The 23,277-nt window shown below is 73.8% G+C and carries 21 protein-coding genes and 1 pseudogene; 15 read left to right on the top strand and 7 right to left on the bottom strand.

What is annotated here, in order from left to right; all coding sequences use genetic code 11:
- From trxB to AC1Q5D_RS13605, 4 genes are all read right to left on the bottom strand, one after another.
- Positions 1-866, bottom strand: an 866-nt coding sequence (trxB, locus tag AC1Q5D_RS13620) for a thioredoxin-disulfide reductase (protein ID WP_481739003.1), incomplete at its 3' end; no start/stop codon positions are given.
- A 103-nt stretch (positions 867-969) separates the two neighbouring features.
- On the bottom strand, positions 970-2,883 hold the full coding sequence (locus AC1Q5D_RS13615; protein ID WP_481739002.1) for a hypothetical protein: 1,914 nt from the start codon (positions 2,881-2,883) through the stop codon (positions 970-972).
- A gap of 100 nt (positions 2,884-2,983) precedes the next feature.
- Positions 2,984-4,681 (bottom strand): murein biosynthesis integral membrane protein MurJ, encoded by a 1,698-nt coding sequence (gene murJ, locus AC1Q5D_RS13610; RefSeq protein WP_481739001.1) that lies wholly within the window; start codon positions 4,679-4,681, stop codon positions 2,984-2,986.
- Positions 4,671-5,207, bottom strand: coding sequence for an NUDIX hydrolase (locus tag AC1Q5D_RS13605; RefSeq protein ID WP_481739000.1), 537 nt, complete (start codon positions 5,205-5,207; stop codon positions 4,671-4,673). The genes murJ and AC1Q5D_RS13605 overlap by 11 nt, the downstream gene beginning before the upstream one ends.
- Positions 5,208-5,321: 114 nt before the next feature.
- On the opposite strand from AC1Q5D_RS13605, the gene AC1Q5D_RS13600 reads away from it, so the two are divergent.
- From AC1Q5D_RS13600 to AC1Q5D_RS13580, 5 genes are all read left to right on the top strand, one after another.
- Entirely contained in the window at positions 5,322-6,779 is a 1,458-nt protein-coding gene (locus tag AC1Q5D_RS13600; RefSeq protein ID WP_481738999.1) for a CCA tRNA nucleotidyltransferase, read from the top strand.
- Positions 6,776-7,411, top strand: a complete 636-nt coding sequence (locus tag AC1Q5D_RS13595) for a histidine phosphatase family protein (protein WP_481738998.1) — start codon at positions 6,776-6,778, stop codon at positions 7,409-7,411. The genes AC1Q5D_RS13600 and AC1Q5D_RS13595 overlap by 4 nt, the downstream gene beginning before the upstream one ends.
- A 405-nt stretch (positions 7,412-7,816) precedes the next feature.
- Positions 7,817-7,972, top strand: a complete 156-nt coding sequence (locus AC1Q5D_RS13590; RefSeq protein ID WP_481738997.1) for a hypothetical protein — start codon at positions 7,817-7,819, stop codon at positions 7,970-7,972.
- The gene (locus AC1Q5D_RS13585; protein WP_481738996.1) at positions 7,965-8,087 is read left to right on the top strand and encodes a hypothetical protein; all 123 of its coding nucleotides are present in this window, start codon (positions 7,965-7,967) and stop codon (positions 8,085-8,087) included. Before AC1Q5D_RS13590 ends, AC1Q5D_RS13585 begins: the two co-directional genes overlap by 8 nt.
- Positions 8,088-8,380: 293 nt before the next feature.
- Positions 8,381-10,066, top strand: a complete 1,686-nt coding sequence (locus AC1Q5D_RS13580) for a formate--tetrahydrofolate ligase (RefSeq protein WP_481738995.1) — start codon at positions 8,381-8,383, stop codon at positions 10,064-10,066.
- Positions 10,067-10,226: 160 nt separating this feature from the next.
- On the opposite strand, the gene AC1Q5D_RS13575 is transcribed toward AC1Q5D_RS13580, so the two are convergent.
- On the bottom strand, positions 10,227-11,312 hold the full coding sequence (locus AC1Q5D_RS13575; protein ID WP_481738994.1) for an inositol-3-phosphate synthase: 1,086 nt from the start codon (positions 11,310-11,312) through the stop codon (positions 10,227-10,229).
- A 97-nt stretch (positions 11,313-11,409) separates the two neighbouring features.
- Positions 11,410-12,489, bottom strand: a complete 1,080-nt coding sequence (locus AC1Q5D_RS13570; RefSeq protein ID WP_481738993.1) for a hypothetical protein — start codon at positions 12,487-12,489, stop codon at positions 11,410-11,412.
- A 174-nt stretch (positions 12,490-12,663) separates the two neighbouring features.
- Between AC1Q5D_RS13570 and AC1Q5D_RS13565 the strand changes: the two genes are divergently transcribed.
- From AC1Q5D_RS13565 to AC1Q5D_RS13555, 3 genes are read left to right on the top strand one after another with little or no spacing between them, the layout of a single operon-like run.
- Positions 12,664-14,166, top strand: coding sequence for a glycosyltransferase family 87 protein (locus tag AC1Q5D_RS13565; RefSeq protein WP_481738992.1), 1,503 nt, complete (start codon positions 12,664-12,666; stop codon positions 14,164-14,166).
- A complete protein-coding gene (locus AC1Q5D_RS13560) occupies positions 14,163-15,440 on the top strand; it encodes a sensor histidine kinase (RefSeq protein ID WP_481738991.1) in 1,278 nt (425 codons plus the stop codon). Before AC1Q5D_RS13565 ends, AC1Q5D_RS13560 begins: the two co-directional genes overlap by 4 nt.
- Positions 15,437-16,075, top strand: coding sequence for a response regulator transcription factor (locus AC1Q5D_RS13555; protein ID WP_481738990.1), 639 nt, complete (start codon positions 15,437-15,439; stop codon positions 16,073-16,075). Before AC1Q5D_RS13560 ends, AC1Q5D_RS13555 begins: the two co-directional genes overlap by 4 nt.
- A 106-nt stretch (positions 16,076-16,181) precedes the next feature.
- On the opposite strand, the pseudogene AC1Q5D_RS13550 reads toward AC1Q5D_RS13555, so the two are convergent.
- Positions 16,182-17,086: pseudogene (locus tag AC1Q5D_RS13550) on the bottom strand (IS982 family transposase).
- Between the two features lie 181 nt (positions 17,087-17,267).
- Here AC1Q5D_RS13550 and AC1Q5D_RS13545 point away from each other — a divergent pair.
- From AC1Q5D_RS13545 to rpsF, 7 genes are all read left to right on the top strand, one after another.
- A complete protein-coding gene (locus AC1Q5D_RS13545) occupies positions 17,268-18,227 on the top strand; it encodes an ABC transporter ATP-binding protein (protein WP_481738989.1) in 960 nt (319 codons plus the stop codon).
- Between the two features lie 2 nt (positions 18,228-18,229).
- Entirely contained in the window at positions 18,230-19,066 is an 837-nt protein-coding gene (locus tag AC1Q5D_RS13540) for an ABC transporter permease (protein WP_481738988.1), read from the top strand.
- 92 nt (positions 19,067-19,158) lie between these two features.
- Positions 19,159-20,487, top strand: a complete 1,329-nt coding sequence (locus AC1Q5D_RS13535; RefSeq protein WP_481738987.1) for a sensor histidine kinase — start codon at positions 19,159-19,161, stop codon at positions 20,485-20,487.
- Positions 20,459-21,199 carry a response regulator gene (locus tag AC1Q5D_RS13530; protein ID WP_481738986.1) on the top strand — a complete coding sequence of 247 codons (741 nt, stop codon included), beginning with the start codon at positions 20,459-20,461 and terminating at the stop codon, positions 21,197-21,199. Before AC1Q5D_RS13535 ends, AC1Q5D_RS13530 begins: the two co-directional genes overlap by 29 nt.
- Positions 21,200-21,209: 10 nt before the next feature.
- The gene (locus tag AC1Q5D_RS13525; protein WP_481738985.1) at positions 21,210-21,374 is read left to right on the top strand and encodes a hypothetical protein; all 165 of its coding nucleotides are present in this window, start codon (positions 21,210-21,212) and stop codon (positions 21,372-21,374) included.
- Positions 21,375-21,430: 56 nt separating this feature from the next.
- A complete protein-coding gene (locus tag AC1Q5D_RS13520) occupies positions 21,431-22,717 on the top strand; it encodes a M18 family aminopeptidase (protein ID WP_481738984.1) in 1,287 nt (428 codons plus the stop codon).
- A gap of 224 nt (positions 22,718-22,941) precedes the next feature.
- On the top strand, positions 22,942-23,247 hold the full coding sequence (gene rpsF / locus AC1Q5D_RS13515; RefSeq protein ID WP_481738983.1) for a 30S ribosomal protein S6: 306 nt from the start codon (positions 22,942-22,944) through the stop codon (positions 23,245-23,247).
- Positions 23,248-23,277: the final 30 nt, after the last annotated feature.

Here is a 23,277-nt window from a genome sequence, read left to right as displayed (position 1 = left end):
GTGGGGTCGATGACGTCGCCGGCGGCGAAGACGCCGGGGAGGCTGGTGCGGGAGGAGCGGCCCTCGACGGCGATGGTGCCGTCGTCGGTGAGGGCGAGCTGGCCGCGGACGAGGTCGGTGCGGGGGTCGTTGCCGATGGCGACGAACACGCCGGTGACCTCGAGGCGGGACTCGGTGCCGTCGAGGGTGTTGGCCAGGCGCAGGCCGGTGACCTTGTCCTGGCCCTCGATGCCGGTGACGGCCTGGTTCCAGGCGAAGTCGATCTTGGGGTGGGCCAGGGCGCGCTCGGCCATGATCTTCGAGGCGCGCAGCTCGTCGCGGCGGTGCACGACGGTGACCTTGGAGGCGAACTTGGTCAGGAAGAGGGCCTCCTCCATGGCGGAGTCCCCGCCGCCGACGACGGCGATGTGCTGCTCGCGGAAGAAGAACCCGTCGCAGGTCGCGCACCAGGAGACCCCGTGTCCGGAGAGGCGCTTCTCGTCGGGCAGGCCCAGCTCGCGGTAGGCGGAGCCGGTGGCGATGATGACCGCCCGGGCCCGGTAGGTGTCCCCGTTGGCCAGGCGCACGGTCTTGGTCTCCCCGGCCAGGTCGAGGGCCTCGACGTCCTCGTAGAGGATCTCGGCGCCGAACCGGGCGGCCTGGGCGGCCATGTTGTCCATGAGCTCCGGGCCCATGATCCCGTCGCGGAAGCCGGGGAAGTTCTCCACCTCGGTGGTGTTCATCAGCTCCCCGCCGGCGGTCACGGACCCGGCCACGACCACCGGGGACAGGTTCGCCCGCGCCGTGTACACGGCCGCCGTGTACCCGGCCGGACCGGAACCAACAATCACAACGTCGCGAATCACATCGGTAGCTTCAGTGCCCACTCTGTGGTGGCCCTTCCTGTCGTCGCGGCCGCAGAAGGTGGACCGCTGGTCTTTGATGCCTGCACTGCACAACGCGTGGCAGGCGCGCCCGTATTCCCCCGGGCTAGTTGACGGCGATGTCGGCCACCTGGAGCCCGTAGGGGCGGGACTCGTTGGCGGGGTTGGCCTGCTGCGGCAGCTCGGTCACGTTAATGAACACGTACTGTCCCTTGACCGGCTCGTCTCCCGTCACGGGGACGGTCACGGTGGGGCCGGTGAAGGAGCCGCTACTCACTTCCTGGGCGGACGCCAGGTCGTTCGATTCGCCGACGCGGATCTCGAAGGCGCCGCCGGACCCGTTCAGCCCCGTCAGTTCGATCGAGGACACGTCGGCGACCTCCTCGAGCTCGACCACGAGGACCATGTTGGAGGCGAAGCCACCGAAGTCAGGCCGCGTGTACGAATACGTCCGGTAGATGCTGCTCGGGTTCCCGTCGATGGCCGCGCCGAGCGTCGAGTCGGTCTCGGCGTTGAGTTCCTGGTTCCCGGGCACCAGCCGGAAGATCCCGGAGACCTGCGGCTCGACGACCGGCTCCGATGGCTGGGCGGATCCGTCCGACTGCGGGGCACCGTTGCTCGCGGGCGCCGAAGGAGACGGGCTCTCGCCGGCCACAGGCCCATTGCCGTCCGGGAGCAGGTTCATGAAGGCGATGACCACGGCGACGACCAGGAGGAGGCCGAGGACGGCTCCGGCGATTAGTCGCGTGGCCCTCCTGGAGCCGTCGGCCGGCTCTTCCGCGTCGGCGTAGTGGACGGCCGCGCCGGCTCCGGAAGGCGTCGGGGCGGGGCGGGCGCCCGCGGCGGACGCGGCTCCCGCGCCCCCTGCCGCCGGCGCGGCTCCGCCGGCGGACGCACCGCCGGACGAGGCCGCCGCGGCGCCGAGCGCGGCACCTCCGGCCGCGGCGGCCCCCGCTGCGCCGGCGGCCCCGGCCCGGGAGGCGCGTCCGCGCCCGTCGCGGTGCTGCTCGTCCCGACGGCGCTCTTCCCGGGGCGGCTGGTCCTCGTCGCCCGCTCCGCCCGGCTGGGCGGCCGGGCCGCGCCCGTAGTCGCGTGCCGCCGCCGGGAACCGGGAGGCGGGACGGACATACCCGGGGCCCCCGCCGTCGGAGGGGGTGGGCGACGGCGCGTCGTCGGCCTCGTCGTACAGGAAGACCTTCCGCTCGCGGGCCTCCGGCTCCTGCGCCACCGGCTGAGCCCGGGTCGGCGCCGGCTCCACGGCCTGCTGCTCGGAGGTGTTGACGTCCTCGTCGTGGGCCGCGTCGGCGACGGGCCCCTGTTGTCCAAAGTCCTGGTCTGCCTCGGGCTCGCCGTAGTCCGCGTCGTCCCGGGACCGGGATGCGGACTCGGTGCGGTGCCCGTCGGGTCCGTCTTCCGCGGGGCCGGATCCGGCCGCCGCGCCGGCGGCCAGGGCGGCACCCGCGCCCGCCGCCGCGCCGGCGCCGGCCCCCTGCCCGGGGCGCCGGTTGCCGAAGCGGGACTTGATGTCGGAAAGGCGCTCCGACAGGCCGGACTCGAGGCGGTCCATGACCTTGGGCCGGTTCTCCTCCTGGGCGCGGAGTTCCTCGTAGTACTCGTCGTCGTCCTCGTAGACGTGCGGCTCGTGTGAGCGCGACTCGCCGAAGATCTCCGAGCCGAGGGTGTCGGTCTGGAAGGGCTCGATGAAGGGCGCGTCGCTGGTGATGACGAGGTCGAGCAGGTCGGCGGGCTCGGCCGTGTTGGTGATGAGGTACGTCGTCCCCTCGGAGATGCCGAGGTCCAGGACCTGCATGGCGGCGTAGCGCTCGCCCGTGGCAATCTCCCGCGCGCTGGTGGCCACCTGGCTCGCGTTGGCGGACGAGGCCACGAGGATGCTGACCGGGCGGTTCAGGACCTGGTCGACGCCGTCGAGCACCACGTCGCCGTCGGCGGAGGCCAGTACCTCGCCCGTGACCTTGTAGCGGCCGCCGAGCACGGAACCGGCCTCGATGGACTGCGACACAATAGACTCCCGGGGATCGGTGGAGGACGGCGCGTGCGCCGCTGGATTCCTGCCCCCATGCTACCGGTGGCGCCGGGCCCGGCCGCGAGCGCGGCCCGGGTCAGCGCCGCAGGGCGCTGCCCAGGTCGGGGATGCGCCGCGTCCAGCGCCCCAGGAAGTCCTCCAGCTCGGGGGCTCCCGCCGCGCGCAGCGCGAGCAGGTAGACGGCGGCCATGGCCGAGCCGACGACGGCGATGCTCACCGCGGCGGCCGGCAGCGACGACCATGCGAAGCCGCGGTCGTAGCCGCCCAGGGCCCACAGGACGACCGCGCCCACGGCGCCCGAGGCCACGGCAAGCCACCCAATGCGGACGTAGGCGGCGACGACGGCGCCGGCCCCGTAGTCGCCGTACCGGCGGACGACGAGCACGTGCCCCACGATGCCGGAGAGGATGTTGGACGCCCCGTACACGAACGCGATCCCTGCCGCGATGCGCGTGTCCGGGAGCACCGCCATCAGGACGAGGGCGACGGCGAGGCCGGACCCGGCGACGACCGTTTGGATGAGCATCGGGGTCCGCGTGTCCTCCTCGGCGAAGAACACCCGGATGAAGAAGAAGTGCACGCTCTTGAACGGCAGCCCGAGGGCCGTCAGCAGCAGCAGCTGGCCGATCGCGGCGCCGGCGTCGGCGGCCGTCGGACCCGATCCGCCGAACAGGCGGCCCAGGGGGCCGGCCAGGACGATGATGGCCACGGTGGCGAAGACGATCGGGACCGCGGTGGTCCGCAGCCCGCGCGCGAGCAGCGGGCCGACCTGGGCGCGCTCGCCGTCCGCGAAGGCCCGCGAGAGCTGGTTGAAAAGGACGGTGGCCAGGGACAGCGCGAAGACGGAGTGCGGCAGGACGGTGATCAGCTGCGACGTGTTCAGCGCGTACTCGCCGGCCACGGTGGCGCCGTCCTCGAGTTGGGCGCGGGCGGCGGTCGCGCCGGAGACGATCGTGCCGTAGGCGAGCGACGCCACGTTCCCGACCGTCATCGACGCGAGCGTCCAGGCCGCGATCTTCCCCACGTGCCGCAGCCCCATGCCGCGCCAGCGGAAGTCGGGGCGTAGCCGCAGGCCCGTCTTGCGCAGCGGCAGGACGAGAACCACGGCCTGGATGGCGATGCCCAGGGTGGAGCCGCCCGCCAACAGCACGGTCTGGGTCGTGGTCCACTGCCCGAGCTGGTCGGGGGCCCCGTCGTAGGTGCCGAACAGCCCGATGAACGCCCCGATCACGCCCAGCTGCACGAGGTTGTTGGCCACCGGGGCCCACATGTAGCCGCCGAATCGCCCGTGGGCGTTGAGGACCTGGCCCAGGACGGAGTAGACCCCGTAGAAGAACACCTGGGGCAGGCACCAGTAGGCGAACGCCGTCCCGAGGGCGAGCATGGGCTCGGTCCAGTTCGTCGTGAGGACCGTGATCACCGGGCCGGCGAGCAGCGTCAGCAACACGGCGAAGGCCGCCATCACGCAGGTGGCCAGCGTGACGAGCCGGCTCGTGTACTCGGAGCCGCCGTCCGCGTTGCGCGCGGCCTTGATCAGCTGGGGGACGAGGACGACGTTGAAGACGCCGCCCGCCAGGAGCATGAAGATGATCGTCGGGATGACGTTCGCCTTCTCGAAGATGTCCGCGACGGGCGTGACGGACCCGATCGCGACGGCCAGCAGGGCCGTGCGCACGAAGCCAAGGACCCGGGAGACCATCGTCCCCGAGGCCATGAGGGCGTAGGCCTTCGAGTGCCCGTCGGTGCCGGACGGGGCCTTCGTGTCAGAGGCCATGCCGCGGCAGGACGTCCCGGGCGAGTTCGGCGATGCGGCGCTCGTTGGGGAAGGACAGCTTCCGCCCGAGCTCGGCGATGGGGACCCAGGCGACGTCGACCGCCTCGTGGTCCGGGTCGTTCTCGATCGTCAGCTCGCCCCCGGTGGCCCGCAGGAGGAAGTGGTGCACGGTCTTGTGGACCCGGTAGTTGGAGACGGTGAACCAGTAGTCGATGCTGCCCAGGGGGGCCAGCACCTCCCCGGTGATGCCGGTCTCCTCCGCGATCTCGCGCACGGCCGCCTCGCGGTTGGTCTCGCCGCCCTCGGGGTGCCCCTTGGGCAGGCACCACTCCAGGCGCCCCCCGCGGTTGTAGCGGGCGATGATGGCCACCGGCAGGTCCGGCCGCCCGGCGTCGACCACCACCCCGCCCGAGGACACCTCCTCGACCGTCGGCAACGGGTGGCCGCTACCCGTCTGCGCCTGAGCGTGCGCCATTGACGCAGTCAACGGCGTGCGCTTCGGGGCGCTGGGTACGGGGCGGGCCATGCACTCCACTCTAGCCATTCGCCGCGCGCCCCGTGCGCCGTTGCGCGCCGCGCCCGCGCGTTGCCCGCCCGACGGCGTGGCCGAAGCGCGAAAGTCTGGCACGCTTAAGGGACTATGCACCAGCTCCCCTCCCCGGAATCCCTCGCGTCCTCCCTGCCCGGCGTCGTCTTCGACCTCGCGCGGCGCTTCCGGAGCGCGGGCCACGAACTGTCCCTCGTGGGCGGCCCGGTGCGGGACCTCTTCCTGGGCCGGGTGTCGCCGGACCTGGACTTCACGACCGACGCGGACCCGGACGCCACGCTGGCCGCGGTCTCCGGCTGGGCGGACGCCACGTGGGAGGTCGGCCGCGCCTTCGGAACCATCGCCCTGCGGAAGGGCGAGCACACCATCGAGGTCACGACCTACCGCGCGGACGCCTATGACGCCTCGTCGCGGAAGCCCGAGGTCCGCTTCGGCCGCCGGCTCGAGGACGACCTCTACCGGCGCGACTTCAGCATGAACGCCATGGCCCTGCGCCTGCCCGACCTCGAACTGGTCGACCCCTACGGCGGGGCCGCCGACCTCGCCGCGGGGGTCCTGCGCACGCCCGGGCCGCCCTCGGACTCCTTCTCGGACGACCCGCTGCGGATGATGCGGGCCGCGCGCTTCGCCTCCCAGCTGGGGGTGGGCGTCGCCGACGGGGTCCGGGACGCCATGGAGGCCATGGCGGACCGGATCGGCATCGTCTCGGCCGAGCGGGTCCGCGACGAGCTGGTCAAGCTCGTGCTCGGCGCCAGCCCGCGCGCGGGCATCGACCTGCTGGTGGAGACCGGCATCGCCGACCTGGTCCTGCCCGAGGTGGCCGCGCTCCGCCTCGAGACCGACGAGCACCACCGGCACAAGGACGTGTACCAGCATTCGCTGACGGTCCTGGAGCAGGCGATGGACCTCGAGACCGGCCCGGACGGCCCCGTCCCCGGACCCGACCTCGTCCTGCGCCTGGCGGCACTGCTGCACGACGCCGGCAAGCCGGCCACCCGCCGGTTCGAGCCGAACGGGTCGGTCAGCTTCCGCCACCACGACGTCGTCGGCGCCAAGATGGTGCGCAAGCGCCTGCGCGCGCTGCGCTTCGACAACGACACGACCAAGGCCGTGTCCCGGCTCGTCGAGCTGCACATGCGCTTCTACGGGTACGGCGAGGCGGGGTGGACGGACTCGGCGGTCCGCCGCTACGTGACCGACGCGGGCGAGGTGCTGGAGCGGCTGCACCGCCTGACCCGTTCCGACGTCACGACGCGGAACCGGCGCAAGGCCGAGCGGCTCGCCTTCGCCTACGACGACCTCGAGCGCCGCATCGGGGAGCTGGCCGAGCAGGAGGAGCTCGCGGCCGTCCGGCCGGATCTGGACGGCCAGCAGATCATGGCGATCCTGGGGATCCCGCCCGGACCGCTCGTGGGGCGCGCGTACAAGCACCTGCTGGAGATCCGCCTCGACGAGGGCCCGCTGCCGGAGGAGGCCGCGGCCGAGGAGCTGCTGCGCTGGTGGTCCCGACAGCCCGAGTCCGCTGCGGCCGGTCCGGGGGCGGCGCAGTGACCGGCACGGCCGGCGCGCCGGCGTCGCCGGACCCGCAGGCGCCGCCCGCGGGACCGCGGTTGTGGCTCGTTCGGCACGGCGAGACCGAATGGTCGCGCGCCCACCGCTACACGGGCCTCACGGACCTGCCGCTGACGGACGAGGGGCGCCGCGAGGCCCGGATCGCGGGCGAGAAGCTCGCCGCGGTGCGCGAGGCCGGGGTCGACTTCGGGCTCGTGCTCACCAGCCCGCTCGCCCGGGCGCGCATGACGGCGGAGCTGGCCGGGTTCCCGGACGCCGCCGTCGAGCCCGACGCGCACGAGTGGGACTACGGCGACTACGAGGGGGTCCGCAGCGCCGACCTGCGGCGCGAGAACCCGGACTACCTCATCTGGGACGACGGCGTGGCCGGCGGCGAGGGCCTCGGGGACGTGGGCGCGCGCGCCGACCGTGTCGTCGCCCGGGTCCGCGCCGCGCTGCCCGACGGCGGGGACGCACTCCTCTTCGCCCACGGGCACTACCACCGGATCCTCGCCGCGCGCTGGCTCGGGTTGCCCCCGGACGCCGGGCGGCACTTCGTGCTCGGCACGGCGCAGCTCTGCCGGCTCGGGTGGGACAAGCGGACCCCCGCCGTCGAGCTCTGGGGCTTCTAGGACCGCCGGCCCCGCCGCCACCACTCCACCGGCCAGGGTCCGGCGTGTCGGGGCGGACACGCCGCGGAGCCGCGTGTTCTTGCCGATTTCCTCCCCGACGGGCTGGCGCGCCGCCGCCCTCCCGTGTACCCTCGACATTGTGATTGGGGGTTCTCAATGAGAATCCGCGGTCCGCGGACCAAGATCGGAGCGCCGGGATGCCGGCGCGGGAGCCCGTAAGGAGGTGGGAATGATGGTTTCGATGACGGAGATCGGCGGAGTGTTTGGCACTCCCGCGTGCTTCCGCGCCCGGAGGCACCACCCCGCCTCGGGGGCCTTCCACCGCTAGTCCGCCTTTCGGCGTCCGCGGCGGACGCTGCTCCCGGGGCCTCGCACCAGAGGTCCACTCGAGGAAGAGCAGCAGCCATGTCCGCCCTGAACGCCACCGCCACCACCACTCCCCGCAGCGCCGAGCTGATCTTCTCCGGCCCCGAGGTGCTCCGCGCCCGGCCGTCGAAGCGCTCTGCGCAGGGCAAGCGGCCCATCGACGCAGCCGTGGGGGGAGGTGACACGCATGCGTGAGCGCAAGCGCCGCGAACGCCGGGACCCGTCCTGGCTGTCCACGAGCTACAACCCGCAGCCCCGCGCCCGCCACGAGGTCCAGATCCCCGTGGAGATGCTCTACCGCATCAGGTAGGCGACACGCCGCCGGCACGAGCCGGCCAGATCAGCGGTCGCTTCACCAGGAGGGCACGTGGACGCCACCATCACCGCACGCAAGGCCCGCCGGCCGGTCCGGCGGGCCTTGCCGCGTTCCCGAGACGGGCCTGGGGCCCGAGGCCCGGCCGGCCGGGGCTACCGTGCCGCCCGATGGGGGCCGACGCCGGAGCGCGTGGCCCAGACCACACCTTCGGTCGCGCGCTGGTACGTTGAGCGTGGCGGAGCCGCCCGCTCCGCAGGACCACCGCGGCGCACCGGGAGGACACGACGATGACGGCCCTCGAGACCCAGGACACCAGCGACCTCGCCATAGCCTCCCGCGCGAACCCCAAGCCGATCGTCGAGATCGCCGCCGCGGTCGGGATCCCGGAGGGGGCGCTCGAGACCTACGGCCGCTACAAGGCAAAGGTCGACGTCCGCGCCCTGCCGGCCGCGGACCGGGCACCCGGGCGGGTCGTCCTGGTCAGCGCCATGTCGCCCACGCCCGCCGGGGAGGGCAAGTCCACGGTGACGGTGGGCCTCGGCGACGCCCTCGCGCGCTCCGGGCGGCGCACCGTCATCGCGCTGCGGGAACCCTCCCTCGGACCGATCTTCGGCATGAAGGGCGGGGCCACCGGTGGCGGCTATGCCCAGGTCCTCCCGATGGAGGACATCAACATGCACTTCACGGGGGACTTCCACGCCATCACGAGCGCCAACAACCTGCTCGTGGCGCTGCTCGACAACCACCTCCAGCAGGGCAACGCGCTGGACATCGATCCCCGGCGGGTGGTCTTCAAGCGGGTCATGGACATGAACGACCGGGCGCTGCGGCACATCGTGGTGGGCCTCGGGGGCCCGGGCGAGGGCATGCCCCGGGAGGCAGGCTTCGACATCACGGTCGCCTCCGAGGTCATGGCCGTGTTCTGCCTCGCCACGGACCTGGGGGACCTCAAGGCGCGCCTGGCCCGGATGACCGTCGCCTTCACCAGGGACCGGCGCCCGGTGACGGCGGCCGACCTCGGCGCGGAGGGCGCCATGGCCATGCTGCTCAAGGACGCCATCAAGCCGAACCTGGTGCAGACCATCGGGGGCACCCCGGCCCTGGTCCACGGGGGCCCGTTCGCGAACATCGCCCACGGGTGCAACTCGGCCATCGCCACCAACACCGCCCGCCGGCTGGCCGACGTCGTCGTCACGGAGGCGGGCTTCGGCGCCGACCTCGGGGCCGAGAAGTTCATGGACATCAAGGCCCGCTACGCCGGGTGCGCCCCCTCCGCGGTCGTCGTCGTCGCGACCGTGCGCGCCCTGAAGATGCACGGCGGCGTCGCCCGGGACGCCCTGTCCGCGCCGGACCCGGGCGCGGTGCTCGCCGGGACGCCGAACCTGGCCCGGCACCTGGAGAACGTGGCGAAGTTCGGGATCGCCCCCGTGGTGGCCGTGAACCGGTTCCCGACGGACAGCGACGCGGAGTTGCGCGCCGTCGTCGACTGGTGCGCCGCGCGCGGCGTGCCCGCGGCGGTCGCCGACGTGTGGGCGCGGGGCGGCGAGGGCGGGGAGGAGGTCGCCCGGCTGGTCGGCGACGCCCTGGACCAGGGCCGGGAGTCGAATCCCCTCTACCCGCTGGAGCTGCCCGTCGAGGAGAAGCTCGAGCTGCTGGTCCGCGAGGTCTACGGCGGCGACGGCGTCGAATTCTCCCCGGCCGCCCTCCGGACCCTGGAGCTCATCCGCGAGAACGGGTGGGGCTCCCTGCCCGTGTGCGTGGCCAAGACCCAGTACTCGTTCTCCGACGATGCCACGCGCCTGGGTGCGCCGGACGGGTTCACCGTGCACGTGCGCGAGCTGATCCCGAAGACGGGCGCGGGGTTCATCGTGGCCGTGACGGGCGCGGTCATGACGATGCCGGGGCTGCCCCGGCATCCGGCGGCGCTGCGGATGGACGTCGACGCCGAAGGGAACACGGCCGGCCTGTTCTAGCCCGTGGCGCCCGGCGATGCCACGGGCCGCGTCGAGGCCCGCCGCCGCGACAGGGCGCCGTGGGACCACGGGGGCGCGGCACCGCCCATGCGAAGGGCCCCGACACCCCCCGGGGAGGAATCTCCCCCAGGGGGCGCCGGGGCCCCTGACCGCGTCCGGTCTAGCGCTCGATGTCGCCGCGGATGAAGGCCTCGACCTTCTCGTGGGCGACGTCGTCGTTGTACTGCTCCGGCGGCGACTTCATGAAGTAGGACGACGCCGAGAGGATCGGGCCGCCGACACCGCGGTCCGCGGCGATCTTCGCGGCGCGGATCGCGTCGATGATCACGCCGGCCGAGTTCGGGGAGTCCCAGACCTCGAGCTTGTACTCCAGGGAGACCGGGGCGTCGCCGAAGTTCCGGCCCTCCAGGCGGACGAACGCCCACTTGCGGTCGTCGAGCCAGGACACGTAGTCGGACGGGCCGATGTGCACGTCGTCGTCGGTCAGCGCCGCGGACGTGTTCGACGTGACGGCCTGCGTCTTGGAGATCTTCTTGGACTCCAGGCGCTCGCGCTCGAGCATGTTCTTGAAGTCCATGTTGCCGCCGACGTTCAGCTGGTACGTGCGGTCCAGGACGACGCCGCGGTCCTCGAACAGCTTCGCCATGACGCGGTGCGTGATGGTCGCGCCGATCTGGCTCTTGATGTCGTCGCCGACGATGGGCACGCCGGCCGCGGTGAACTTGTCGGCCCATTCCTTGGTGCCCGCGATGAACACCGGCAGCGCGTTGACGAACGCGACGCCGGCGTCGATGGCGCACTGCGCGTAGTACTTGGCGGCCTGCTCGGAGCCGACGGGCAGGTAGCAGACGAGGACGTCGGCCTTCGCGGCCTTCAGCTCGGCGACGACGTCCACGGGCTCCGCGTCGGACTCGACGATCGTCTCGCGGTAGTACTTGCCCAGGCCGTCGAGGGTGTGGCCGCGCTGGACCTGGATGCCGGTCGGCGGCACCTCCGCGATCTTGATGGTGTTGTTCTCGGACGCACCAATGGCGTCGGAGAGGTCCATCCCGACCTTCTTGGCGTCCACGTCGAAGGCCGCGACGAACTGCACGTCGTTGACGTGGTACGGACCAAACTGGACGTGCATCAGGCCGGGGACAGTCGTTCCCGGGTCGGCGTTCCGGTAGTACTCGACGCCCTGCACGAGCGATGCGGCGCAATTGCCCACGCCGACAATGGCGACCCTAATGGGATGGTCCGACAACGTGACTCCTCGGGAAATTCTTGGTGCTGCGCGGCTTGAGCGCAGGTGTAACCTCGTAGATTCTACGTGAATGCGCGGAGTGCTCGCGCCCGGGTGCTCAGCGCGCCCCGCCGCCCACTGCCGCCAGGGTCTCGGCATGGCCCCGGCGCACGGCCTCCGGGGCCGCGTCCGTCCACCAATCCTCCGGCACCGGCTGCCCCCGGAGCGCGGCGGCTCCCGGCGGCAGCAGCAGGCCGAGCGACGCGAGCGTCCCGGACGGCAGGGCCCGCAGCGTCTGCCCCCGCCGCAGCCCGCGCAGCCGGAACTCGACCGGCATCGTGTACGGGTGGACGCGGACCCGGGGATGCGGTGCCAGGGCCTCGAGGACCGACCGCGGCTCCCTGGGGTGCGGGAAGTAGCCGACCGGGCCCTCCTCCGCCAGCCCGAGCACCCAGCCCACGAACGGCCCCTCGCGGACGAGCCCGTCCGCGACGAGCGAGGATCCGACCACGACCGTCGGCTCGTCGACCGGCTCCGGGACGGGAAGGCTCGCGAGCCATTCGAAGCCGTGGCGCTCGAGGTGGCCCCCCACGGAGCGGTAGCCGGCCTCGAGGCCGGGCGGGACGGGCAGCGCCGTGACCGCGAGGAGCCGGCCACGCCGGGCGAGGCGGCGCAGCCGGTGCCAGGCGGCCAGGCCGAGGGCGCGGCGGCCCGGGCCGCGGGGCGGGCCCGGCCGGACCAGCGGCCGGGGCCCGTCCGCGGAGAGGTCCCGGAGGAGGTCCAGGGTGGAGAGGCGCTCGTCGAGGACCACGACCTCGCCGACGCGGCCGGACGCCAGGAGCGCGCGCTGCACCCGTCCCGAGTAGGCGTCGCCGACGACCCACCGATCGGCCCCCGCACGCCCGGCCGGCGCGGGGAAGGGGGCGGGCGCCCCCAGGACGAATCCCGGCGGCAGGTGCGGCCCGGCCGCGGGCCACCACGCGTCGAGGCCCCGCAGGCCCGCGCGGGGGCGCACCAGCGTGGCCTCGCCCAGCAGGCCGGCATTGTGCGCCTCGACGGCCCCGAGCAGCTGCAGCGGGGACTCGATCCAGGCGCGGGCCATCCCGCGGCGGGGCCGCGGCACCTCCACCCCGGCGCGGGCGCGCGCCGACGCGGGCCCCGGCACGCGGAGCGGCGCGCGGCGTCCGCTGGGGGTCATGGCCGGGCCGTCCGGAGTCTGGGCTGCATCCGCCCACGCTAGCCACGCCCGCTTAACGGCCCGTGGCCCGGGGATGAAACACCGGTGCGCGGGGGCGGGCCGCCCCGTGGCCGGGAGGGGGCGGAGCCGGGACGTCGGTCCCGGGCCCCGGTGGCCAGTCAGTAGGCTGGCCCCATGCCCGAGCCGCAGGGACCGAGGACCAGACCGGTGCGCACCACCGTGCCCACCCGCAACGACCCCCTGTTGCGCCGGCTGGCGGAGGCCGTGGGCGGACCGCTCGGCAGGCACGCCGACCCGGGCCGGGTCGCCCCCGGCTTCTGGACCATCGAGCGGGTCCTTGTCCTGCTGACCGTGGCCGCGGCGCTGCTCGCCGTCGCCGCGAAGAACCTGTGCCGCGTCCACGGGTGGGGCGGGAACAACGCCTACATCTGGGCCTGCTACTCCGACTGGCCGGCCCTGTTCCATGCCCGCGGGCTGGCCGAGAACGCGCTGGCCCCCTTCGCGGCCGGCGCCCAGTTCGAGTACCCGGTGCTGATGTCCCTCGTCGCCAGCGCCACGGCCCTGCTCGTGCCGCCCGGGGACTACGACCGGGCCCTGGCCTACTTCGACGTCAACACGCTCTGCGTCGTCGCGCTGTGGATCGCCACCGTCGTCGCCACGGCCCGCACGGCGGGGCGGCGGCCCTGGGACGCCGCGATGGTCGCCCTCGCCCCGGGAATGATCCTCGCGTCCACCATCAACTGGGACCTCTGGGCGGTCGCCGCGCTGGCCGCGGCGATGCTGGCGTTCGCCCGCGGCCACACCCTGGCCGCGGGCGTGTTCATCGGCCTCGGCACGGCAGTGAAGCTCTACCCCCTGCTGTTCCTCGGGGCCGTGCTGGTCCTCGCCCTGCGGACCGGCCGCTACGCGCCCCTGGCCCGGACCGCGGCGGGGGCCGCCGGCGCATGGCTGGCCGTCAACCTCCCGCTGATGCTGACGAACTACCCGGCGTGGTCGCACTTCCTCGCGTTCACCCGCGAGCGTGGCGCGGGGCTCTCCTCCGTGTGGCACGCCTGGAACACGGCGGCCGGCTCGATCCCGGCCCTCGCGCCCGTGGACGCCGAGACCATCAACGCGGCGGCGTTCTGGCTCTTCGCGGCGGCCTGCGCCGGCGTCGCCGTCCTGGGGCTGGTGGCCCCGCTGCGGCCCCGCACCGCCCAGCTGGTGTTCCTGACGGTCGCCGCGTTCGTCCTGGTGAACAAGGTGTACTCGCCGCAGTTCGTCGTGTGGCTGATCCCCCTCGCCGCCCTCGCCCTGCCGCGGTGGCGCCCGTTCCTGGTCTGGCAGCTCGTCGAGGCGCTCCACTTCGCCGCGATCTGGATGTACCTGTACGCCCAGTCCGCCGACATCAAGGCGCAGCACACGTTCCCGGAGTCCTTCTACGTCTGGGCCGTGCTCGGGCACATGGTGGCCACGGCCTACCTCATGTACCGGGTGGCTCGCGACGTGCTCGTGCCTTCCGGGGACCCGGTCCGGCGGGTCGGCCAGGAGGATCCGCAGGCCGGCCCGTTCGCGGGCGCCCCCGACCGGTTCACGCTGCGGCCGCACCTGGTCCGCCGCCGGAGCCGCGACCAGGCCCGGGCCGGGTCCCGCGACCGGGCACGCCTCGGGTCCCGCGGCCGGGTCCCCGTGCCGTGAGCGGCGCCGCGCCGGCCGGGGACGCCGGGACGCCGGCCTTCGGGCCCACCGTCCTGCGGCTGCTGCGCACGAGCCTGCACGCATCCTTCGCCGTCCTGCTCGCCGTCGGCACCGTGCGGGCGCTGGCCCCGGGGCCGGCGGCCGCGGACGGCGCGTGGGCGCCCGCCATTTCCGCGGGCGTGGCCGTCCTCGCGGCCGGCTACGCGTCGGGTACCGCCGCCGAGCGGCGCAGGGGCCCGTCGCTGGCGCGCTCCCGGGCGGCGCGCTGGTGGCTCGCCGGGATCGTCGTGGCCTGGGTGGCGCTGCTGGCGCTGCACCCGGACTTCAGCTGGCTGGCGTTCCCGCTGTTCTTCCTGCACCTGCACGTCCTCGGACCCCGGCACTCCCTGGTCGCCGTGGCCCTGCTGGTGGCGGCCGTCGTCGGCGCCCAGGCCTGGCACGCCGGCCGCCTTTCCGTCCCGATGGTCCTGGGCCCCCTGGCCGGCGCGGCGGCCGCCGTCGTGCTCGGCACGGCCTACCGGGCGTTGCTCGAGGAGGGCCGCACGCAGCGCCGCGTGCTGGATGAGCTGCGGCGCACGCGCGCCGAACTGGCCGCCGAGCAGCGCAGGGCCGGGGCCCTGTCCGAGCGGGAGCGGCTGGCGCGCGACATCCACGACACCCTCGCGCAGGGCCTGTCCAGCATCGTCCTCATGGCGCGCTCGGCGGCCACGGACCTCGGCGCGGGCCGCCCGGGTGCCGCCGCGGAGCGGCTCGCCGAGGTCGAGGCGACGGCGGCCGAGAACCTGGCCGAGGCCCGCCGCTTCGTCCGGGGCCTGGCGGACGACGACGCCACCACCAATGCGGCGGCGCTCGCCGGGCGGCTGCGCCAGCTGTGCGCGGCCACGGAGCGGGCGGCTGCGGCCCGCGGGGCGGCCCTCGAGTGCCGCTTCGTCGAGGACGGGGACCCGGGCCCGCTCCCGGCGGCCGCGTCCGACACCCTGCTGCGCGCCGCGCAGGCGTCCCTGGCGAACGTCGTGGAGCACGCGCGCGCCGGCCGCGCCGTCGTCTCCCTGGGCCACCACGGCGACGCGACGACACTGGACGTGTTCGACGACGGCGCCGGCTTCGACCCCGCGGAGGCGCCTGCGTCCCCGCGGCCGGACGGGACCGGGTTCGGCCTGGCCGGCCTGCGCGCCCGCGTCGCGGCGGCCGGCGGCTCCCTCGCGGTGGAGTCCGCCCCCGGGGACGGCACCGTCGTCGCCGTCCGGATCCCCGCGGCAGGGGGAGCCGCGTGACCGACGGACTGCGCCTGCTCCTCGTCGACGACCACCCCGTGGTCAGGGCGGGGCTGCGCGCCGTGCTCGACGCGGCGGAGGGCCTGCGCGTGGTCGGGGAGGCCGGCGACGGGCGGGAGGCGCTCGCCCTCCTGCCCCGGCTGGCCGCCCGCGGCACGCCCGCCGACGTCGTGCTGATGGACCTGCAGATGGAGGGCATGGACGGGGTCTCGGCGACGCGCGCCATCCGCGCCGGCGACGGGCCGCCCGTGGTCGTGCTGACGACGTTCGACACGGACGCCGACCTCCAGGCCGCCCTCGCGGCCGGCGCCGCCAGCTACCTGCTCAAGGACGCGCCGCTCGAGCGGGTCGCGGAGGCCGTCCGCGCCGCGGCCGCGGGGCAGACCGTCCTGACGCCGGGGGCCCGCGCGCGGCTCGCCGGGACCCGCCGGCCCGACGCGTCCCACCCCAGCCCCCGCGAGCTCGAGCTGCTCGGGCTCCTGGCCCAGGGCCTCACCAACCGGCAGATCGCACGCAGCCTCTTCATCTCCGAGTCCACGGTCAAGACCCACCTGCTCCATCTCTACGCGAAGCTCGGCGTCGAGAACCGCACGGCCGCCATCGACGCCGCCCGCCGCCGCCGCCTCATCCGCTAGGGGCGGCGGCGGCCCCTCCGGGGCACCCGTGGACCCGCCCCTGGGCGTACCCCCTGGCCCGCCCGGGGGATCCCCTAGATGATTAATTCCCATTGATATGGGGGTTTTAGTGGTCGTAGGCGGTGAGTGAGCGCTTGCTGGGGGCGTTGGTTTTCCAGTTGTGCCAGATGCCGGCGGCCATGGCGAGGAGTTTGGAGGCGACGCGGGCGTAGACGCCTTCGATGGTGCGTGCGCCGTGGTGTTCGAGGCCGAGCTGGCCCTTGAGGGTGTCGAAGACGGACTCGATCCATTGGCGGATGCGCCCGAAGCTGCCGAAGCGGGGCTTTTCGTCCTTGCGGTCCGGGCGGAGCAGGTGGGCGCCGAGGTCCTCGGTGACGAAGGCCTCGAAGTCGCGGCCGGCGAAGCCCTTGTCGCCGAGGAGGACCTGGCCCTGCCGGACGAGGTGGTGGTTGGCCTGCAGGAGCGCCTGGGTGACTTCGCGTTCCCCGAGCTTGGGGTTGGCCAGTCCCCAGATCACCGGCATCCCATCGGGGCGCTGATGAGGTAGAGGCGCAGCCCCCAGAAGAAGCGGGAGTGCGAGGCGCAGTAGCCGTAGCCGGCGTCCCCGGCGAGGTCGGAGCGGTTGACGGTCTCGCGGGAGGTGCCGCAGGGCACCGGGGTGGAGTCGACCAGGCGCAGGATCTCGTGCTAGGACTCGGTGTCCCGGGCCAGGGCGGTGATGGCCGCGGAGATCAGCGGGCCGGCGGCGCGCACGCGCTTGTTGTAGCCGGATTGGTGCGGGATCCCGGGGAACATCCCGCTCAGGTGGGTGCGCGCGTAGCGGATCCACCGGGTTTCCGAGGACGGGCCGTGGAGCAGGTGCTGGGCGACGACCAGGCAGAGCAGCTCGGCATCGTCCAGGGCGGCCTTGCGGCCGCGCCGGCCGGCGCGGGTGTGCCCGAGATCGGGCAGGACACGGTCGGTGAGGAAGACGTAGAGTGTTGTCAGGAGGGTGTTGAGATTATTGTTCACACCTTTGTTTTAACGCCCTCCGCCTACGATTAACAGGCCCCCGGCGAAAACGCCGGGGGCCTGTTTCACACCCAGGGCATTTAGGACTTACTCATCTAGTCCGCAGGGAGCATGCCGGGGCCGCCCAAGATCATCCTCCGGAGCGGCGACCGGGAGGGGCGCCGTGGATAGCGTGGGGGCCATGATCCAGGCACACTCGCTCGCGAAGAGCTACGGCCCCAAGCGCGCCGTGGACGGCGTCACGTTCACGGTCCACCCGGGCCGCGTGACCGGCTTCCTGGGACCGAACGGGGCCGGGAAGTCGACGACCATGCGGATGGCAGTCGGGCTCGACCGGCCCACTGCCGGCCGCATCACCGTGAATGGCCGCGACTACGGCCGGCATCCGGCCCCGCTCCAGGAGGTCGGGGCGCTGCTGGACGCCAAGTCGGTGCACCGCTCCCGCACGGCCCGCGGCCACCTGTCCGCGCTGGCCGCGACGCACGGCATCGGCCGGCGCCGCGTCGACGAGGTCATCGACCTGACCGGGCTCGGCCCGGTCGCCGGCAAGCGGGTCGGCGGGTTCTCCCTCGGCATGGGCCAGCGGCTGGGGATGGCCGCGGCGCTGCTCGGCGACCCCCGGACGCTGATCCTGGACGAGCCCGTGAACGGGCTCGACCCGGAGGGCGTGCTCTGGGTCCGCCACCTCGCGCGCAGCCTCGCCGCCGAGGGCCGCACCGTGTTCCTCTCCTCCCACCTGATGAGCGAAATGGCCCAGACCGCGGACCACCTGGTCGTCATCGGCCGCGGCCGGATCGTCGCGGACGCCCCCATCGCCGACGTCCTCCACGGGGCCGGCCGGACCCGCACGCGCGTCCGGACCGACGCCCCGGAGGCCCTGGCCCGGTCCCTCGCCGCCCCCGGCGTGGAGATCGCCACGCTGGACGCGGACACGCTCGAGGTCCTCGGCGCGGACCCGCGCGACATCGGCCGCCGCGCCCTCGACGCGGGCGTCCTCGTGTACGAACTGACCCCATTGACCGCCTCCCTGGAGGAGGCGTACATGCAGCTGACCCAGGATGCCGTCGAGTACGCGTCCAGCCCGCCCCCCGGGGCGGCGCCCGGGGCCGGCGAGACCATCACCGCCGGAAAGCAGGCATGACCATGGCCGCCAGCTCCGCCTCCGTCCCCTCCACCGTCGGGGTCACCTTCCGCCGCGTCCTGCGCTCCGAGCTGCTGAAGTTCACGTCGCTACGCTCGACGGTCGTGCTGCTCCTGTGCACCGTTGCCGTCATGGTCGGCTTCGCGGCCCTCGCCGCCTGGGGCATCGGCACCATGCTCGAGGCCACCGGCGGCGACCCCACCGCGATGGGAGGCCCTTCCGGGACCGGGGACATGGTCCACACGCTGTCCGGAACCGGAATCTCTTTCGCGCAGCTGATCGCCGGCTCCCTCGGGGTCCTGTGCATCGCCTCGGAATTCACCACGGGCTCGGCCCGCTCCACCTTCGCGGCGGTGCCTACCCGCCAACCGGTGTTCTGGGCCAAGGCGGCCATCGTCGCCGTGGCGGCCTTCGCCGTCGCCTTCGCCTCGATGCTGCTGGCCTACGCGGTGATCACGCCCATCGGCGAGGCCTACGGCCTGGGCCTGTCCTTTGGGGCGGAAACCCACCAGCGGATGCTGTGGATCGGGAGCCTGTACGTGGCCGCCGTCGTCCTCATCGGGTTCGCGCTCGGAGCGCTGTTGCGCAATTCGGCCGGAGCCATCGTCTCGCTCGTGGCGCTGGTGTTCGTCCTGCCCATGGCCCTGTCGCTGATCCCCGCGGACTCCGTGCGGGACGCGTCCCGCTTCACCCCCAGCGAGGTGTCCAACCTGCTGATCCTCGGCCCGGACTACGCGCCGAACGCCCTGGAGCTGTGGCAGGGCTGGGCAACGCTCGGCGCCTGGGTGGCCGTCCCGCTCGCCCTGGCCGCCCTGGTGCTCCAGCGCAGGGACATCTAGGCCCCACCGGAAGGCCCCAGACCAGGCGGGGCCGGCGGAGCGAACGGCCGCCGGCCCCTCCTTCAGTACCCGACCACGGATAGGCTGGAAGCATGCAGGGGGAGGACGAGCCGCGGGGGGCGGCGGTAGCGCCGGACGCGACCTTCGCGCAGCTGGAGAGCCGCCGCCGCGGCCCCGTGCGCCGGTTCCTCCACGCCCATCCCGTCGCCGCCGACTTCATGCTTGCAGCGGCATACTTGCTGGTCATGGCCATCTCGGTCGTCCCCTCGCTCGAGGCGGGACACCGGATCCCGGCCGCGACGACGGCGGCCACGGCCGTGCTGCTGCTGTGGCGGCGCCAGCGGGCGCTCGCGGTGCTCGCGGCGACGGTCGTCCTTTCGACGGTCGGCGGAGCGGCGGACCCGGCCTTCGCGTTCACCGACTGGGGCGTCTGGCTGACCCTCTACGCGGCGTCGACCCAATATGCCTCCAAGCGCATGTTCGTCATCGCCGTGCTGGCGAGCGCCGTCCAGATCCTGCTGCTGTTCTTCAGGGTCCTGCCCGCGTCCCTGTCCGGGGAGGCGGGGGCCCGCGACGGACTCGCCGCCATGGGCAACCCCGGGGAAGCCGTGTGGCTCCTGGCGGCACTGCTCGCGGTCGGAAACCTGGCCGCGGTCGGCATCGGCGCGTCCGTGCGCAACAACCGCCTGCACGACGCGGAGCTCGCGAACTGGGGCTGCCGCGTCAGCACGCTGGCCCAGGTGGCCGAGCGCAACCGGATCGCGCGGGAGATGCACGACGTCGTGGCCCACTCCCTCTCCGTGATGATCGCGCTGTCCGACGGCGCCGCCGTCGTCATCAAACGGGACCCCGAACGGGCCTCCGAGGTGTTGCGCGAACTCTCGGCGACGGGCCGCGGGGCGCTGGCGGACATGCGCCGCGTGATCGGCGTCCTGCGGGACGGGACCAACGCCCCGCTGGCTCCGCAGCCCGCGAGCTCGTCCCTGCGCGAGATGCTTGACGGCTTCCGCGTCGCCGGGCTGCCGCTGGAGTTCACGCAGGAGGGCACGCCCCTGCCCGACGACGCGGCCTTCCAGCTCACCGTCTACCGGATCGTCCAGGAGTCCCTGACGAACGTCCTGCGCTACGGCCGCGGCGTGGCCCGCGTCGAGGTGGCCATCGCGCGCGACGGCGACACCGTCCGACTCCGCGTCGCCGACGACGGACAGTTGGCCGGCCAGCCCCGCGAGACGATCGGCAGCGGGCAGGGGCTCCGGGGCATCGCCGAGCGCGCCGCCATCTACGGCGGCTCCGCCTACGCCGGGCCAGGGCCCGCCGTCGGCTGGGTCGTCCACGCCATCCTCACGGTCCCCCGCGAGGGGGACGTCCCGCACACCCCGGAGAGTGACACCGATGAACGAGACCCCGTACGGCGCCCCTGACCACGGCCCCGGCGACCCCGGTGGGGTCACCGTCCTGCTCGTGGACGACCAGCCCCTGCTGCGCATGGGGTTCCGGCTGATCCTCGAGGGCGAACCCGACCTGCGCGTGGCCGGCGAGGCCTCCGACGGCGCCGAGGGCGTGCGGCGGGCGGCCGAGCTGCGGCCCGACGTGGTGCTGATGGACGTGCGCATGCCGGCCATGGACGGAATCGAGGCGACGCGCCGGATCGCCGAGCAGGTCCCGGACTCGCGGGTCATCATCCTGACGACCTTCGACCTCGACGAGTACGCGTTCTCCGGCCTGCAGGCGGGCGCCTCCGCGTTCCTGCTTAAGGACGTCGCGCCCCAGGAACTCGTCAATGCCGTGCGGCTCGTCGCCAGTGGCGACGCCGTCGTCGCCCCCCGCGTCACCCAGCGCCTCCTCGAGACCTACGTCCGGCGGCCCGCCGCGGCCGCCGGGCGGCCGGCCCCGCCGCCCGCGCGCGACCCGCTGCTGGAGGACCTCACCCCCCGCGAGCTGGAGGTCCTGGGGGCCATCAGCGAGGGCCTGTCCAACGCGGAGATCGCCCACCGGTTCTTCCTCTCCGAGGCGACCGTCAAGACGCACGTGCGGCGGATCCTGACCAAGCTGCACCTGCGCGACCGCGTGCAGGCGGTGGTCTACGCGTACGAGACCGGGCTCGTCGTGCCCAGCCAGGGCCTGGACTACTAGGGGGGGCGCCGTGAACATCGAGTTCCTGCGCAACCCCTGGCTCCTCGTCGCCGTCGTGCTGCTCGCCGGGGGAGCGTTCCTGCTCGTGGTGCTCTCCCTCGACGCCGCGGGGTGGGCCTGCCTGGCCGCGGGGCTCGCGGCGCTCGCGTTCGCCCGCTACCGCCAGGGGGTGTGAGCACCGCCGGTAGCATGGCTGGCACCACGCCCCGACCGGGAGGAACCACGCAGCCCATGGCCACGCCGACCGCCGCAGCCACCACCCACGCCCGGGATCTCGGCGAGTTCGTCGCCGCGTCCCCGTCCAGCTACCACGCCGCCGCGGAGGCCGCCCGCCGGCTCGAGGCGGCAGGGTTCGTCCGCCTGGACGAGCGCGAGGCCTGGCCCGCGGGCCCCGGGGCCCGGTACGTGGTGCGCGACGGCGCCGTCATCGCGTGGGCCGTCCCCGAGGGCGCCGGGCCGACGACGGGCTTCCACATCCTCGGTTCGCACACCGACTCGCCGTCCTTCAAGCTCAAGCCCCGGCCCACCACCGGGCGCGACGGCTGGCTGCAGGCCGGGGTCGAGGTCTATGGCGGGCCGCTGCTGAACTCCTGGCTGGACCGCGAACTCGTCCTGGCCGGCCGCGTCGTCACGCTCGACGGCGCCGAGCACCTCGTGCGCACCGGGCCCCTGCTGCGGCTGCCCCAGCTCGCCATCCACCTGGACCGCGACGCGAACGACGGGCTGGCCCTGAACCGGCAGGCCCACCTGAGCCCCGTCTGGGGCACGGGGGACCCCGGCCGGGCGGACCTGCTGGCCGAGGTCGTCGCGGGGACGACCGACCCGGCCGGGGTGGCCGGGTACGACCTGGTCGTCGCGGACGCGCAGGCGCCCGGGCTCTTCGGTGCCGGCGACGAGTTCCTGGCCTCGGGGCGGCTCGACAACCTCTCCTCCGTGCACGCGTCCGCCGTGGCCCTGGCCGGGCACGCGGCCGAGGGGGCGCCGGGCGGGCACATCGCCGTCATGGCCGCGTTCGACCACGAGGAGATCGGATCCGCCACCCGCTCCGGCGCGTCCGGCCCGTTCCTGCAGGAGGTCCTGGAGCGCGTGTCCGCCTCCCTCGGCGCCGACGCCGCGGACCGCGCCCGCGCCTACGCCGACTCCGTCTGCCTCTCCGCGGACGCAGGGCACGCGGTGCACCCGAACTACCCCGAGCGGCACGACCCGGCCAACCGCCCGCTGGCCGGGGCTGGCCCGCTGCTGAAGATCAACGCCAACCAGCGCTACGCCACCGACGCCCACGGCGCCGCCCTGTGGGCCCGCCTCTGCGCGGCCGCCGACTCCCCCTACCAGGAGTTCGTCTCCAACAACACCGTCCCCTGCGGGTCGACGATCGGGCCGCTGACGGCGACGCGCCTGGGCATCCGCACCGTGGACGTGGGCATCGCGCTGCTCTCGATGCACTCCGCGCGGGAGATGTGCGCCGTGGAGGACCCGCTGCGGCTGGCCCGGATCGCCGCCGAGTTCTTCCGCGCGTAGCCGGCGCCGGCGTCGTCCCCTCCACCGGGTCCCGCGGCCGTCCACAGGGCCCCGCCCGGGGCCCGGTGAGGGGCGTCTCGCCCGTTTAGGGTGGTGCCGGGCCATCGGGTAGGATGGTGCAGGCTGTTTGTGCCTTGCCCGCCCCGGGCAAGGCGAACGCCAACGCACAGAACCTCCTGTTACGGAAAGACCGTGACCGCTTAGCCCAAAGGAGGTGGGTTCACATGCGTGCTTACGAACTGATGGTGCTGATCGACCCCGAGGTCGACGAGCGTACCGTCGACCCGACGCTCAACAAGTTCCTCGAGGTCGTCCGCAAGGACGGCGGGAGCATCGACAACGTCGACATCTGGGGTCGCCGCCGCCTGGCCTACGAGATCAAGAAGAAGTCCGAGGCGATCTACGCCGTCGTCAACTTCACCGCGACTCCGGCCACGTCCGCGGAGCTGGACCGCCAGCTGAACCTCAACGAGACGATCCTGCGCACCAAGATCACCCGTCCCGAGGACCAGAAGGTTTCCGCGAAGTAGTTCCCGCGGTTCCGCACCCGTAGTAACCGA

The sequence above is a fragment of the Arthrobacter paludis genome (assembly GCF_056782315.1).
The sequence above is the reverse complement of the archived record's forward strand: the minus strand, read 5'-3'. Positions and strand labels throughout refer to the sequence as shown.

Bases quoted from the DNA above. Each gene is read 5' to 3' on its own strand.
- murJ (WP_481739001.1), bottom strand. From the start codon at position 4,681: ATGGCCTCTGACACGAAGGCCCCGTCCGGCACCGACGGGCACTCGAAG.
- AC1Q5D_RS13605 (WP_481739000.1), bottom strand. From the start codon at position 5,207: ATGGCCCGCCCCGTACCCAGCGCCCCGAAGCGCACGCCGTTGACTGCG.
- AC1Q5D_RS13600 (WP_481738999.1), top strand. From the start codon at position 5,322: ATGCACCAGCTCCCCTCCCCGGAATCCCTCGCGTCCTCCCTGCCCGGC.
- AC1Q5D_RS13590 (WP_481738997.1), top strand. From the start codon at position 7,817: ATGTCCGCCCTGAACGCCACCGCCACCACCACTCCCCGCAGCGCCGAG.
- AC1Q5D_RS13585 (WP_481738996.1), top strand. From the start codon at position 7,965: ATGCGTGAGCGCAAGCGCCGCGAACGCCGGGACCCGTCCTGGCTGTCC.
- AC1Q5D_RS13580 (WP_481738995.1), top strand. From the start codon at position 8,381: ATGACGGCCCTCGAGACCCAGGACACCAGCGACCTCGCCATAGCCTCC.
- AC1Q5D_RS13570 (WP_481738993.1), bottom strand. From the start codon at position 12,489: ATGACCCCCAGCGGACGCCGCGCGCCGCTCCGCGTGCCGGGGCCCGCG.
- AC1Q5D_RS13565 (WP_481738992.1), top strand. From the start codon at position 12,664: ATGCCCGAGCCGCAGGGACCGAGGACCAGACCGGTGCGCACCACCGTG.
- AC1Q5D_RS13545 (WP_481738989.1), top strand. From the start codon at position 17,268: ATGATCCAGGCACACTCGCTCGCGAAGAGCTACGGCCCCAAGCGCGCC.
- AC1Q5D_RS13540 (WP_481738988.1), top strand. From the start codon at position 18,230: ATGGCCGCCAGCTCCGCCTCCGTCCCCTCCACCGTCGGGGTCACCTTC.
- AC1Q5D_RS13535 (WP_481738987.1), top strand. From the start codon at position 19,159: ATGCAGGGGGAGGACGAGCCGCGGGGGGCGGCGGTAGCGCCGGACGCG.
- AC1Q5D_RS13530 (WP_481738986.1), top strand. From the start codon at position 20,459: ATGAACGAGACCCCGTACGGCGCCCCTGACCACGGCCCCGGCGACCCC.
- AC1Q5D_RS13520 (WP_481738984.1), top strand. From the start codon at position 21,431: ATGGCCACGCCGACCGCCGCAGCCACCACCCACGCCCGGGATCTCGGC.
- rpsF (WP_481738983.1), top strand. From the start codon at position 22,942: ATGCGTGCTTACGAACTGATGGTGCTGATCGACCCCGAGGTCGACGAG.